This window comes from Desulfobacter vibrioformis DSM 8776, from assembly GCF_000745975.1.
Taxonomy (GTDB): domain Bacteria; phylum Desulfobacterota; class Desulfobacteria; order Desulfobacterales; family Desulfobacteraceae; genus Desulfobacter; species Desulfobacter vibrioformis.
Window position 1 is genome coordinate 1 of the sequence record NZ_JQKJ01000050.1, and the last position, 11,447, is coordinate 11,447.

Sequence of the window (11,447 nt, forward strand, 5' to 3'; positions counted from 1 at the left end):
GCCGGTAATTGGCATAGTGCAATGGCCCTTCACAGTAGGGCAGCTGCGTTCTTTGGTTTGTTTCGCCAGATCTAAGTCGATTTCATGAAGAAGAGAAAATAACGATTGTTGAGTAAGCAAGTCTAATGATATCATGGTTCCCGCCATTGGTTTAATGTGGCAGGAGCCCTCCATCAACGCATCGGCCAAGAAACGTGAGGGGGCTCCTCTCTTTTTCCATCACTTTTCTGGACCATTTTAGCGATTTTTTCCATCATTTTTTGAGTCCGCACTCAGTTAACTTTATGACATTGAGGTCAACGTAGAGAAAAGGCCGGCCATATTTTTGACATAACCGGCGAGTCAAAGCAGATCCCCCGGTTAGTGTCCCGAAACTGAAAACAACCGTACCATCAGAATCAATAATGTTCTGTTCTGTCCTCTTTGGGTAGCCTCCCCGGTTCATGATCTGAAACTCCGTATATCTTCGAGATAGCGGCCCTTTTTCTGTCTTTCTTCCCTTCGGCAGCCAGCCGCCATAGGGAACACCACACGACATTGCCGCATCAACCCCGGCGATGTCTGTACCGGTCTGACCTCCTGAGATTACTTTCTTTATCATCTGATTTGTTCTCCAATTATTGTGTGTAAAAGCCCCCAGCAGGATACCATACGGGGCTCAATGTTCAAATTCAGAAACCATTGCCGTTAAAGGTGTTTCGACAAGCATTCATGATTCAATAATCAAAATTGACCCAAAGAATGATCAAGGCCTTTTTTTCAATTGTCCTGGGATTGATTTTAGTCTCAAAATACTTTTCAACCTCAGCGGCAACAGTCCGGCCAATCTCCCGCAGGCTGGCCCCAGAAATTAATATATTAAATTTAGTCTTGCTTTTTCATCGTCGGTGATGGTTAATCTTCAATAAAATTGATTCGGGCGGGGAATTATTTATATCCGTATAACATTCAAAATATTCATGTTATCCCGTTAGATCGGTGGGCATGAAAGATAAACGGAAACCACTCATTGTATTGTTATGTCATCAAGAATAAGGAAACTAAATAATTTAACAATGAATAATCTGAAAAAAATATTTTGTACATATCATCTTATTTTCATTATTCCTATCGTCTACGCAATACACATGCTTGAAGAATCATTTGGTTTTGTGCATTGGGTAAATGTGAATATTTCCCCTCATTTCACTACAACTAATTTCCATCGCAATAATTTGTTAATGTTTGTTGCTTCAGTGTCAATATCATTTATTGCTTTCAAAATACAAAATCGAATAACAGCATTCTTAGTAACTTCATGGGTTTTTGGCTTGATTCTTAATAATGCATTTTTTCATATTGGGGGGACATTATTTTTCAAAAAATATTCCCCAGGTATATTGAGTAGCATGTTTATTTATTTACCTTTTTCACTGTTTTTATTACGGATAATGTTAAAAGAAAAACGTTTGAGAATAAATGAATTGGTATCATCATTTTTTCTTGGCGCAATTTGTCATTATGGTTTCATATACCTTGACGTTTTATCTAGTTGAAATTGACATAACAAATGCATACACTCGACTTTCCCCGCCGTTCCGTTCGCTACGCTCACTACGCTCTGGGTAAAGCGGGTGATGCTGGTGTTATTATCCATCTAAACTCAGAAAAGGAGAAGAGTCATGAAAGCATTTATTTCTGTATTTCTTTTTACCGTAGTTTCGTTTTATTTCCAACCCGCCATGGCGGAACAGCCACCTTTAACCATTGCAACGGGTTGGGGCGCAATGACCGGATCGGTGGTCATTGCCCAGGAAAAAGGTTTTTTCAAGGAACAGGGGCTCAAAGCGACGACATTATCCATGACTGGGGGGCAACAGATATTCCAGGCATATGTGCAAGGAAAAGCCGATGTAATGTGTAACACCTGCCTTCGTATTGTCCAGTCGAATCTCAACCCGTCTGACCATGTGATTATCGGGACGCTTTCCTATTCTGACAACCAGATGAAACTGATTGCCAGAAAAAGCGCGGGTATCACCAAGGTTTCGGATCTGAAAGGTAAAAAAATCGCTGTGACCCAGGCCAGTTTTGCCCATTTTTACCTTGAGAGGTTTCTGTTGTTCTACGGATTGACCTTAGATGATGTTGAACTGGTGTTTGGTGGTAAAAAAGAGATTCCAGGCATCATTGAACGCGGACTAGCCGATGCCGCAATGTGGCATGGAGTACCCATTGCGGAAACAAAAAAGATTCTTGGAAATGATTATGTGATTTTTCAGAACCCGGCCATTTACAGGAAGACTCAACAGTTGATAGTGCACCGAGCATGGTTGGCACAGCACCGTGAACAGGCCAAAGGGTTGTTGAGGGCTATTCTTAAAGGCGAAGAATTCATGAAAGCACATATGGAAGAAAGTATTGAAATCATGGCAAAAACCAAGGGTTATGATATTAAGGATATGGCACAAACTGTCCGGCATGAAATGAATTATCACCTCAGTCTGGACCAGTCGATTTTTAATGAACTGGAAGGTATAGAGCAATGGGCACTGGACAATAATATTGTCGAACGCAAAATCCCGAGGAATTATCTTGAAATGGTAGACTATTCTCTTCTGGAAGAGGTAGATCCAAAAAGGGTGAGTATTATCCGTCCGTTGTCGCTATAACAGGTTTCGCCACCACTACGCGATGGAACACCAGAATCAATTTAATAAAACATAATCCTGATTTCCAAAGATTCAGATACATTAATAACCTCACTTCCGTTTTTCCATTCACAAGCCCTTGGCAGTGCATACCACCAGGGGCTTGTGAATGGGATTAGCTATGAGTTCATCGACTGCAAGATATTGGCCGCCTTCAATCTTTCCCGGTCACGCTGCTGTTGCTCATTGGAAATATCAATCAGGTATTCAACTTCTTCCACTGCATCCTCGATTATATTTGAAATACCTTCTATGGTGCTTTCATTCATTCCCAAAGAGCTTTTAGCATAGCCGAATAGCAGGCTTGCAACAGCTTTTAGCTTTTCAAGCGGGCGGCAGGTCTCAAATAAGGGGTCTCCATCTTCTAACAATTGTTCTCTGGTGAAATCAGCTTTAATTTGCATCGCCTACCTCCATCCAACCGGCCACATCGTTGCCAAAAATCACAACCACGCCGCCCTTGAGATCTGGTCGTTCATTTTGCCGGAATTCATCGGCTATTTTTTTCTTAAATGGCATAGGTGGCCTCCTTTCCCCAATGGCCGATCTGCCCGGCAAGCTGTTTAAGTCCTGGCAGACAAGCTACGATATCAACATCGGCAGAATGCGCTTGATAAGCCCGGACAAAATCCTTGTGCCACCACTTTAAATCTGATTCGATGACATATGCCGCCCAGGAGCCGTACCTCCACCTGGTTGACATCAAATGCCTGGTTACGGGGTCTTCAAACTCAGGGATAATCCCCTTGCCGTACCTGCGCAGGTGATCAAGGACCTTTCCTGCCTCGATCTCTGCCCGGTCTTTCACGCTGACTCCGCCGCCCATAGTGTCGATAATATCGGCAGTGGTGGGCATGGAATTGTATTTATGAGTCCTGATAAGCTTAACTGCGGCTTCGGACACCTGGTCAATGGAGAATTCTTTCAGGGCTTCAAATCGTAGTTTCAAGCCGTTGCTGGTGAATGTCGTCCCCGGGTAGTTTTCCGCAACAGCCATCATGATTTCCGTGAATCGTTTCAAATCTTGTTTATCCATGGCTACACCTCCACACCCATTTCGGTTAAAAATTGTGCGGCAGCCATGTAGTTACTATCCATCCGTTTGGAGCCCGTAATAGTACCGTTTGGGAATCTACCCCTGGGTAACCATGTTGACAATCCCTGCTGATTCTGCCGGGTCTCAAGATATCCCTCAGCCCATTTGTTCTGCAGGGTCTTGTCCAGGTATGCCTTAAATTGCATACTCCCGCCACGGACATTCACGGCGGCATAGGTAATGGCCTCCTCAACCTCTCGTTCCGGATAGTCAACAATAGCCTTGTTCACAAAGGTGACCACCATGGGGCTTTTGTGTTTCTCAGGGATAAGATTTAAAATGGCATTGGAGGGACACGACGACGGCAACGGCATGGCCTGATCACAGATGGCCGGTACCGGTACCGGTTCCGGCGTAGTAGTCGTTGTTACCCTCAGTATTTGTTTAATATCAGTATTTATTATAGGAGCGGTTTCCTTGATTACGGTTTCCCGCATGTGGTTTTCCGTAATGTCGGCAACCTCAATATGGGCTCCCTGGACCTGGCTTTCCTTGACCTCGGGTTCCGGTTCTGGGGGCACCGTGGTCTGTGCCGCTATGGGGATTGATTCCGGTTCTTGGCCCGGCAAGGAGGTTTCATTCTCATTATCAGGCATCGCTTGGAGGTCTGTTCCCTCGCAGGAATACGTCCGTTGCTCTGGTGCCGGTCGATCCCCGCAGGGTTTAACCCGGTTTTCATGGATGATATACTCAACTCCAATTATCCGCCCGTTCTCATGCCTGGAAACTTCTCTCTGGATATATCCGGCCTCTTCAAGTTCACGGATCGCGGACCTTATGGCCGTGTGGCCATCCTTGCCGGTTTTCACCAGGTAATTGACGTTCAGGTTCCACTTGTCCGGTCTTGACAACAGGCGGGCAAGGGTTCCCCGGGCCTTATCGGAAATGGTTTCGTCCAGGAGGAATTCATTCGACAATCTTGTGTAGTTGGCTTTTTTTTCCGTTCTGATAATCATTGGGCCACCCTCCTTTCTCCCGGGAATTGGATCACGTTGTTGGTTAGGTAAATGGGAGTTATTCTTTTTTTCGGTTGGACCTGAGTGGATATTTGAGATTCCAGTTCTAAGATTCTTTCCATCAAAGCATTGCATTTACCCATAACAAGATCCTTTTCAATGTCCGCAATATCACGCATCGAACTCATAAAAAGGTAATGGTCTGTCTGCATACATGATTGCCTTGCCAGTGAAAATAACAAATCATTTTTATTGTTAATTGTGACGGTTTTTTCTTCCTCTCGTTCTTTTTTGAGTTTGTCCTCTCGCTCTTTTAGCTTTTGACGGGCCTTTTTTAAATCCTCATAGCAATAAACAGGCCCATTTTCGGCGAAATAGTGTTTATCAAAATTATTCATCTGCTCACCTCCCCGCACCGGATACCATAAAGTTTCCGGGCCTGATGTTCCCGGGCTTTTGCCTTGGATTCGTTTTCGGCGGTTAAGTCTGCAATGGTGTTGTTGACCATCGTCTGGATCTCATCAGCAGCATTGTTCAGGATTTCATAAATCCCGGCGCTGGCATCGCAGCCAAGTTCCCGCATTTCACCGGGAAGCATGGTTGAAAACAGTTCTGCGACTCCGCGAATTTTGCACAGGGATAAGCAGACATCATCAATGTTGGGTTTGTGGGTTGTGCCTTTATTGATAGGCGTGGTGGGGTTTTGATTCGACTTCATTTGGGCCTCCTGAGATTTCTGATTAAACCCTTTTGTCCTCTCAAAAACAAAAAGGGCAGCATAGGGGTTGAGAGACCGGTCTCAGGAAACCGGCATACCCGAAGGTATCCCCCATGCTGCCCAAAAGCGTATGCATGGAATATAAAAAAGCGCTCACATAAGAATGTAGACGCCTCTTCGCGTCCTGAGTTCCCGGCTCTCAACCCGGCATCCCTGAATTTGCAAGGAATAATTTACATTAGCCGGGTCTGTGGGATGGTGTCAAGGAATTATTTTGTGGCTCATATTTTTCCGGATTATGATCCACAACTGCCTTTGGTGCTCAGGTCCGGGCTTGTTTTCCTGGAAAACGTCGGCAGTGATCCCGGCAATGGGGAGGGGTATATAAATTGGGGGTTTTGATTCACCCAAAAAACAGACCTCTTTCTGACAGTAATCCTCTCTGCAAACGTCTCGGTTTGATCTACCGGATTTTGCATGCCAGGCCCTCAATAACAAAAGAAGTCAACGCCCGATCCAATAAAGGCTTGGGCGTTCATAAATAGACATAGCCATCGCCGTAAGATTCCTAATATTCTCTATAAAATTATCAGCAATTCAAATGCTATCTTTAACAATACTTTTCGAAATTCAGAGCCGGGGAAAAATCGTGATAACTTTTAATGCCCCAAATTGATGGTTTCAAACACAATTTTTTTCATAGCTTTCTTAAATAGTTTCCGGTTGTAATTATGGTTTTTAAGTAACGAACAAAAGACCTTATTTTTACTCTCCCCGTTCAGAATTGCCCTTTCGATGAATCTTTCGTCCCAATAATCAAATTTCCATCTTTTTTCCCAATTGGTTTTCCCACCGCATTTAAATTTCATCGAATCCCCGAAGATAAATCTACATGCGTTCTCAATATTTTGTAAATCAACTTGAAGAAGTTTTGATGGCTCCTTTTGTTGGGAGCGAAAAATATACTTGCCGTCCCGAATTTTAAGAAAATCTGCCATAATTTGTTCGTTGACCCCAAAAGAATATAACGCCTCTGTATAGCTGAATTTATAAATATTCTGTGTTGCATTGTGGCAATATATATAGTTTCGGATAGCCACAAATAAAACATCTAATAACCAAAGTGTTCCTATTGTGGAGTTGGGAAACCATTGGATTTCATTGAAGAAATGTTTTGTTGATGAAAGTGAATTCTTAAGAGCAAAAGACGCCGGTTTATACCCTTTAATCAAAGTTAACATGTCCTTGTCACCCTCGATAGGGATTCCCTCAAGATCCAAGTGGGTTAGGAATAGAGCTCCTTTGTTTTTCATCCGCTTGACTGTTGATTCTGACAAGAAGGAGATGTTGGGAAATTTATTTTTTAAGTATTGAAATTTTTTATATCCTTCGGAATGGATACCAATGAAATCTTGATCGCTACATATATTTTTATCGCCTCGTGCAGCCGATCCGAATTTTATCACGATGCAACTCATTATTTGATTATCCGTTTCACTATAATAGCAGTTACAATGGAGCACCAAATGACAGATAGAAGAAGGAAGATCATAGTTATGATCAGAGAGACTTGGTTCATTACTGGCGATAAATCACCATACCCAACAGTTGTAAATGAGACTATAGCAAAATATAAAGATTCAATAACATTACCCGCATTTTTTGTACTAATTTGGCCATTTATAGCAAATGCAAACATCAAAATAAAAATCACTGTTAGAACTAATGAATTCCATATGCCGTATCCATTTCCAAGGGTAATATCATAAATTAGACCTTTTAAAAATTTAAGCCGTCTTTTTTCCTTCCCGAATAAATACTGGTATCGAAGGTAGAAGCGAAATTTATTATCAGCATGCATTGCAAATTTTTCTTGATGCATATCTTTTGAATTTCGATAAAGAGCTTGAAACCACCACGTATTAACATTGGACCATTTTATATACCACTTTCTACTGTACTTAAATGATCGGGGGTTTAAATACGTCGATGTAATGGTAGCTTTGTAAAAACTAGACTCTGAAAAAGTACATTTATGAAATTCACAAGAATAAATTTGGGAACCATTAAAAAGACAGTTTTCAAAATGACACTTCTGGAAATCCCAATGCTTTATTTGTTCATAGGAGAATATACATTCGTGGAAGTTAACATGCTTAATCTGCCTATTTCTTTCAGAAGATATTTTATCAAAAAAAATAAAATGGTGTTCGATTTTTGAATTATTTTTTATGTTACCGACTGAGATGAAATCAGTAATTTTCACGTCTATTTTGGGAAGTCCTGACATGAGTTCCTCTTGGGTGAATATGTTAACAATATCGATTTGGTATTCTGCATCAATAAGCACTGATCATATAACATATAAATAAAACGAAATAATTATAGAATTTAAAAATTAAGATTGGACCTTCGTTACTTTTAATTTCCCGTTCAAAAGTAAACCATACTTGCATCAAGTATGGATTTTTAAAATGATTAGGTATTCGGCTATAGCCACGAGGTAAATGAGAAATGCCAGGGTCAACAATGATGGTATGATTACGGGGAATTCCCCCCTCCCCGTACCCCCACCACTACCCAAAACATTGCTCCCCATAACAAAAACCGCATCCCCATCACTACCTCACCTAAAGCTCACCCCAGTGCCTTAACCAAAGGATCATCACTTCTCAAAATAGTACCGGAATCTGTTTCCTGGTCAAAAACGATAACGGCCTTACCGGACCGGAGTTGGGCCATCACCTGAGCGATCTTGGTGCCTAAAGGCATTTCAACCTCACCATAGTCCGTGCCATCTCTGGTCACAAATTCTTCAACAACACCGTGGAGAGCTTCCGGGCTCAATTGGTCCCACGGGATAATTAAAGCCGACATTTTTATTTGGCCCGGTTGGTAGCATCGGTCTGATAATCAACTCTCTCCCGCAGTTCTTTACCCGGTTTGAAGAAGGGCAATCTTTTTGCAGGCACCGAGACGTTCTCCCCTGTTTTTGGATTTCTGTCGATGTATCCAGCGTATTCCTTCTTGAAGAAAGAACAAAATCCCCGGATCTCAATCCGTTCCCCGTTGATCATAGCGTCGGTGAGGCTGTCGAAGAACAGCCTTACCAAATCAATGGCTTCCTGCTTACTTAACCCTGTTTTGTCTTTAACCGTTTGAATCAGTTCAAGTTTGTTCAATCGTTTACTCCGGGTAATTGGTTTTGAAATGGAGGGATTTTACCGGTTTTCGGGAAATTATCAAGTTCGGAGTTAGACCGTCCGTATACGGACATTACAACTTTCCATATATGGAAACTTCGTTTCTATACGTGTATAAACCCCAATGCTCACTTTTGAGTAAAGGTAAGCATTCATAAAATCATAAAAGCCATATCATTTAAGGCTTTCATCCATTTCATGAAATTCAACCAGTTTTGAAAGGCCAGTTTGTGGCCCAATTTATATCAAACTCAACATTGAAGGAGGGACAGCCATGTCCAGAACCAGCACCACCAATTTAACCGTAGAACCCATTCGCCAAGCCAAAAATGTGAAAGCGATCTCCCGCCTGTTGCAATCCAGGCCCAGGGATTATTTGCTTTGGGTAATGGGAATTAACAACGGCCTACGGGCAAAAGACCTGGTCCGTATCAGATACAGTCAGATAGAAGGCGCAAAGCCAGGAACCGTGATCAACATCATTGAAACCAAAACCGGCAAAAACAATGTGCTGGTTATCAACAAGGCTGTGCATAAGGCGTTACAAGGATATCTGGCAGAGGTTGAGCCAGCCCCGGATGATTTTTTGTTCAAGTCCCGGAAAGGCAGCGGCCACATAAGCAGTCAAAGCGTCGGCAGGCTGGTTAGGTCTTGGACAGCAGCCATCAATCTCAAAGGCCAGTACGGGGCACACACTTTGCGGAAGACCTGGGGCTATTTTCAACGTACCCAACATGGCGCAGGTTTCGAGATCCTATGCAAGAGGTACAACCACTCATCCCCGGCCATTACGATGCGGTACCTGGGCATCGAAGACCGGGAGGTGTGCGAGTTGCTGATGAATGAAATTGGATAAATTGATCGTATATGTTTACCGTCCATCGTCCAAAGCCTATCAACACAATGCTCGTGGCGTTTGGACGATAAGGACGATGGATTTTTAAAAATTCTTGCCATTAGTTGCAATCTTTGTTTTCATACATGGTATCGTGCATTAATTTCAATTGAGTGAGGCTCGCCTTATGAATGAAAACATCTTAGATGTGACAATGGCCCCTGAATGTCCGCATAAAAATTGTGGGCAAATCTTCAACGAATCGAACCTACGTCTGGCAATTTATCTGAATGGTATCTTTTTTCTGGTTAAACCGGAAAAGGGTATAATTGGCTTCACCTGTCCCCGATGCCAAAGGACAGTCACCAACAGCGCCAGCTACAATGACATTCTAAAAATTAAAGACAGATTATCCAATTCACTTATAGAGGTTGTATCATACTCAGAAAGTGAAAATGGAAAAATGTTGGTCTATCCTAAAAGCAGTTTTGAACCTACCCTGAATTATTTATCCCCGTTCATGCTGAATTCTGAGGTCATAAACGAATTGAACATCGATTATTTTAGATCGTCCAATGAAAACGATAGAGTCATCTCAGACCAGATTATAGATCATGTCGAAAAAAATCCAGAACTAAAGGACAAGTATTGTTCATTTGCCGGTGATGCAAACAATCCCATAAGCACATTCAGAGCAGTTTATTGGTTTGATGAAAAAAACATCGGGAATTGCCTGAATTACGAGGCTGAACACCACGTCAGGATTTTCCCCCGCTATCATTATCGGACTGAACTGGTTAAGCAGATCCATTCACTCCTTGGGATCAACTATTTCATGGGCAAAACTTTTGAACAGGCAAAGGTTGATCACGAAAAAGAAAATACACAATTGATAGAAACCCTAACAACGTATGCTCGTGAACATAATTTGAATGTTGAAAAACTTTTAGAAGAGAATCATATCAATGATTCTTCTGCGTTGATCAACATAATTGACCAGAATCAAGACCGGATTGCAAATGATCCCATTATTCCAGCACAGTTTCTAAAAATTTTAACCTCGGGACCAGATCCTCTTGGCAATTTAACTGCTGATACCTGTAATTACCTCTGGGCAGAAATAAATCCTTTCGAAAATAGAATTTTTCCGGAATTCTTTGTTGATGAGATTGATGATCCAGGTTTGCCCCCTCGAATCAGTGTAAAATTTGAAAAGCACATCACTATGGCAAAACTGGTTCAGGAGAACTCAACCAAACAATATACACAAGAATTTTTAAGGGAGAACCTTGTTGATTTTCTGGAAGAATATGAAAAGCTAATCCAGTCCAACCAATTCTGCTATGCTGATGTATGGAAACTGAAAAACAACTATCTGGTTGATCTGTATAAAATTGTTAATAAGGGCCTTCGAGATCACGTGCCGTATGCAATGTATCGTGAAGGAGAGGGCTGGAAGATTGTGTATGGCGGTAAATCAGTCGGTGGCCTGCGTGGCAAAGGTTTTCTTTGGATTTATCAAGTGATTTCAAGGCCCGATACACAAGTTTTTTATAGAATGCTTGATCAGCAATTCAATGATATAGAGGAATCAGAGGATGATGGGTCGTTAAAAGAAAAGTAAGCGCTCTATAAACCCCATCTTCCAGAGAGGTGTTTTTCATGAAATAGTGGGCCATCTTTTAACGAATAGATAAAAAGGATGCTTGCTCCAGTATGAAAAAAAATATCACCCCAATTAACGGCCAGGAGTCCCCGGCAATTCTTTGCGAATTTTACCAAGAACATTTGAATAATTGGAAAAATTCTGGTCTCAGTCAAGCTGAGTATTGTAGACAGAACGATTTGACCCGCCATCGTTTCGGATACTGGAAAAGGAAACTCTTTAAAAAGGAAGAAAAAATGAACTTTGCCCTTCTTCCAATAAACATCTCTGAGCCAAGTGCGTC

General features: G+C 42.0%; 18 protein-coding genes. 6 read left to right on the forward strand and 12 right to left on the reverse strand.

Annotation, left to right across the window (positions count from 1 at the left end):
• Nucleotides 1-189 (reverse strand): hypothetical protein (locus Q366_RS21830; protein WP_211251897.1); only part of this gene is annotated, 189 nt, incomplete at its 3' end.
• A 64-nt stretch (nucleotides 190-253) separates the two neighbouring features.
• Nucleotides 254-601, reverse strand: coding sequence for a YpsA SLOG family protein (locus Q366_RS18400; RefSeq protein ID WP_084691906.1), 348 nt, complete (start codon nucleotides 599-601; stop codon nucleotides 254-256).
• A 454-nt stretch (nucleotides 602-1,055) separates the two neighbouring features.
• On the opposite strand from Q366_RS18400, the gene Q366_RS22450 reads away from it, so the two are divergent.
• Both Q366_RS22450 and Q366_RS18410 read left to right on the forward strand, forming a co-directional pair.
• On the forward strand, nucleotides 1,056-1,535 hold the full coding sequence (locus Q366_RS22450; protein ID WP_035242031.1) for an HXXEE domain-containing protein: 480 nt from the start codon (nucleotides 1,056-1,058) through the stop codon (nucleotides 1,533-1,535).
• Between the two features lie 126 nt (nucleotides 1,536-1,661).
• A complete protein-coding gene (locus Q366_RS18410) occupies nucleotides 1,662-2,651 on the forward strand; it encodes an ABC transporter substrate-binding protein (RefSeq protein WP_035242033.1) in 990 nt (329 codons plus the stop codon).
• Nucleotides 2,652-2,809: 158 nt separating this feature from the next.
• Here the strand turns inward: Q366_RS18410 and Q366_RS18415 are convergent, their stop codons facing one another.
• From Q366_RS18415 to Q366_RS18435, 6 genes are read right to left on the reverse strand one after another with little or no spacing between them, the layout of a single operon-like run.
• The gene (locus Q366_RS18415) at nucleotides 2,810-3,094 is read right to left on the reverse strand and encodes a hypothetical protein (RefSeq protein WP_035242035.1); all 285 of its coding nucleotides are present in this window, start codon (nucleotides 3,092-3,094) and stop codon (nucleotides 2,810-2,812) included.
• Complete coding sequence (locus tag Q366_RS22215; RefSeq protein ID WP_281175506.1) at nucleotides 3,084-3,209, reverse strand: hypothetical protein; 126 nt, start codon at nucleotides 3,207-3,209, stop codon at nucleotides 3,084-3,086. Before Q366_RS22215 ends, Q366_RS18415 begins: the two co-directional genes overlap by 11 nt.
• Nucleotides 3,199-3,726 carry a hypothetical protein gene (locus tag Q366_RS18420; RefSeq protein ID WP_035242037.1) on the reverse strand — a complete coding sequence of 176 codons (528 nt, stop codon included), beginning with the start codon at nucleotides 3,724-3,726 and terminating at the stop codon, nucleotides 3,199-3,201. The genes Q366_RS22215 and Q366_RS18420 overlap by 11 nt, the downstream gene beginning before the upstream one ends.
• A gap of 2 nt (nucleotides 3,727-3,728) precedes the next feature.
• Nucleotides 3,729-4,742 carry a helix-turn-helix domain-containing protein gene (locus Q366_RS20545; RefSeq protein ID WP_051958155.1) on the reverse strand — a complete coding sequence of 338 codons (1,014 nt, stop codon included), beginning with the start codon at nucleotides 4,740-4,742 and terminating at the stop codon, nucleotides 3,729-3,731.
• The gene (locus Q366_RS18430) at nucleotides 4,739-5,140 is read right to left on the reverse strand and encodes a hypothetical protein (protein WP_035242039.1); all 402 of its coding nucleotides are present in this window, start codon (nucleotides 5,138-5,140) and stop codon (nucleotides 4,739-4,741) included. The genes Q366_RS20545 and Q366_RS18430 overlap by 4 nt, the downstream gene beginning before the upstream one ends.
• On the reverse strand, nucleotides 5,137-5,460 hold the full coding sequence (locus tag Q366_RS18435) for a hypothetical protein (RefSeq protein WP_035242041.1): 324 nt from the start codon (nucleotides 5,458-5,460) through the stop codon (nucleotides 5,137-5,139). Before Q366_RS18435 ends, Q366_RS18430 begins: the two co-directional genes overlap by 4 nt.
• A 276-nt stretch (nucleotides 5,461-5,736) precedes the next feature.
• Between Q366_RS18435 and Q366_RS22220 the strand changes: the two genes are divergently transcribed.
• Complete coding sequence (locus Q366_RS22220; protein WP_281175507.1) at nucleotides 5,737-5,862, forward strand: hypothetical protein; 126 nt, start codon at nucleotides 5,737-5,739, stop codon at nucleotides 5,860-5,862.
• Between the two features lie 257 nt (nucleotides 5,863-6,119).
• On the opposite strand, the gene Q366_RS18440 is transcribed toward Q366_RS22220, so the two are convergent.
• The 4 genes from Q366_RS18440 to Q366_RS18455 all read right to left on the reverse strand — a co-directional run bounded on the left by Q366_RS18440 (nucleotide 6,120) and on the right by Q366_RS18455 (nucleotide 8,642).
• Nucleotides 6,120-6,926 carry a hypothetical protein gene (locus tag Q366_RS18440; RefSeq protein WP_156968230.1) on the reverse strand — a complete coding sequence of 269 codons (807 nt, stop codon included), beginning with the start codon at nucleotides 6,924-6,926 and terminating at the stop codon, nucleotides 6,120-6,122.
• A gap of 11 nt (nucleotides 6,927-6,937) precedes the next feature.
• Nucleotides 6,938-7,750 carry an ion channel gene (locus tag Q366_RS22455; RefSeq protein ID WP_035242045.1) on the reverse strand — a complete coding sequence of 271 codons (813 nt, stop codon included), beginning with the start codon at nucleotides 7,748-7,750 and terminating at the stop codon, nucleotides 6,938-6,940.
• A 347-nt stretch (nucleotides 7,751-8,097) separates the two neighbouring features.
• Nucleotides 8,098-8,337 (reverse strand): YheU family protein, encoded by a 240-nt coding sequence (locus tag Q366_RS18450; protein WP_035242046.1) that lies wholly within the window; start codon nucleotides 8,335-8,337, stop codon nucleotides 8,098-8,100.
• Between the two features lie 2 nt (nucleotides 8,338-8,339).
• A complete protein-coding gene (locus Q366_RS18455; RefSeq protein ID WP_035242047.1) occupies nucleotides 8,340-8,642 on the reverse strand; it encodes an HU family DNA-binding protein in 303 nt (100 codons plus the stop codon).
• A 295-nt stretch (nucleotides 8,643-8,937) separates the two neighbouring features.
• Between Q366_RS18455 and Q366_RS18460 the strand changes: the two genes are divergently transcribed.
• The 3 genes from Q366_RS18460 to tnpA form a co-directional block, all read left to right on the forward strand.
• Complete coding sequence (locus tag Q366_RS18460) at nucleotides 8,938-9,519, forward strand: tyrosine-type recombinase/integrase (RefSeq protein ID WP_035242048.1); 582 nt, start codon at nucleotides 8,938-8,940, stop codon at nucleotides 9,517-9,519.
• A gap of 166 nt (nucleotides 9,520-9,685) precedes the next feature.
• Nucleotides 9,686-11,122 carry a hypothetical protein gene (locus Q366_RS18465; protein WP_035242051.1) on the forward strand — a complete coding sequence of 479 codons (1,437 nt, stop codon included), beginning with the start codon at nucleotides 9,686-9,688 and terminating at the stop codon, nucleotides 11,120-11,122.
• 92 nt (nucleotides 11,123-11,214) lie between these two features.
• Nucleotides 11,215-11,447 (forward strand): IS66 family insertion sequence element accessory protein TnpA (gene tnpA, locus Q366_RS21435; RefSeq protein WP_035240539.1); only part of this gene is annotated, 233 nt, incomplete at its 3' end.

Excerpts from the sequence above, each read along its gene's own strand:
- Q366_RS18400 (WP_084691906.1), bottom strand. The coding sequence starts at position 601 with ATGATAAAGAAAGTAATCTCAGGAGGTCAGACCGGTACAGACATCGCC.
- Q366_RS22450 (WP_035242031.1), top strand. The coding sequence starts at position 1,056 with ATGAATAATCTGAAAAAAATATTTTGTACATATCATCTTATTTTCATT.
- Q366_RS18410 (WP_035242033.1), top strand. The coding sequence starts at position 1,662 with ATGAAAGCATTTATTTCTGTATTTCTTTTTACCGTAGTTTCGTTTTAT.
- Q366_RS18415 (WP_035242035.1), bottom strand. The coding sequence starts at position 3,094 with ATGCAAATTAAAGCTGATTTCACCAGAGAACAATTGTTAGAAGATGGA.
- Q366_RS22215 (WP_281175506.1), bottom strand. The coding sequence starts at position 3,209 with ATGCCATTTAAGAAAAAAATAGCCGATGAATTCCGGCAAAATGAACGA.
- Q366_RS18420 (WP_035242037.1), bottom strand. The coding sequence starts at position 3,726 with ATGGATAAACAAGATTTGAAACGATTCACGGAAATCATGATGGCTGTT.
- Q366_RS20545 (WP_051958155.1), bottom strand. The coding sequence starts at position 4,742 with ATGATTATCAGAACGGAAAAAAAAGCCAACTACACAAGATTGTCGAAT.
- Q366_RS18430 (WP_035242039.1), bottom strand. The coding sequence starts at position 5,140 with ATGAATAATTTTGATAAACACTATTTCGCCGAAAATGGGCCTGTTTAT.
- Q366_RS18435 (WP_035242041.1), bottom strand. The coding sequence starts at position 5,460 with ATGAAGTCGAATCAAAACCCCACCACGCCTATCAATAAAGGCACAACC.
- Q366_RS22455 (WP_035242045.1), bottom strand. The coding sequence starts at position 7,750 with ATGTCAGGACTTCCCAAAATAGACGTGAAAATTACTGATTTCATCTCA.
- Q366_RS18450 (WP_035242046.1), bottom strand. The coding sequence starts at position 8,337 with ATGTCGGCTTTAATTATCCCGTGGGACCAATTGAGCCCGGAAGCTCTC.
- Q366_RS18460 (WP_035242048.1), top strand. The coding sequence starts at position 8,938 with ATGTCCAGAACCAGCACCACCAATTTAACCGTAGAACCCATTCGCCAA.
- Q366_RS18465 (WP_035242051.1), top strand. The coding sequence starts at position 9,686 with ATGAATGAAAACATCTTAGATGTGACAATGGCCCCTGAATGTCCGCAT.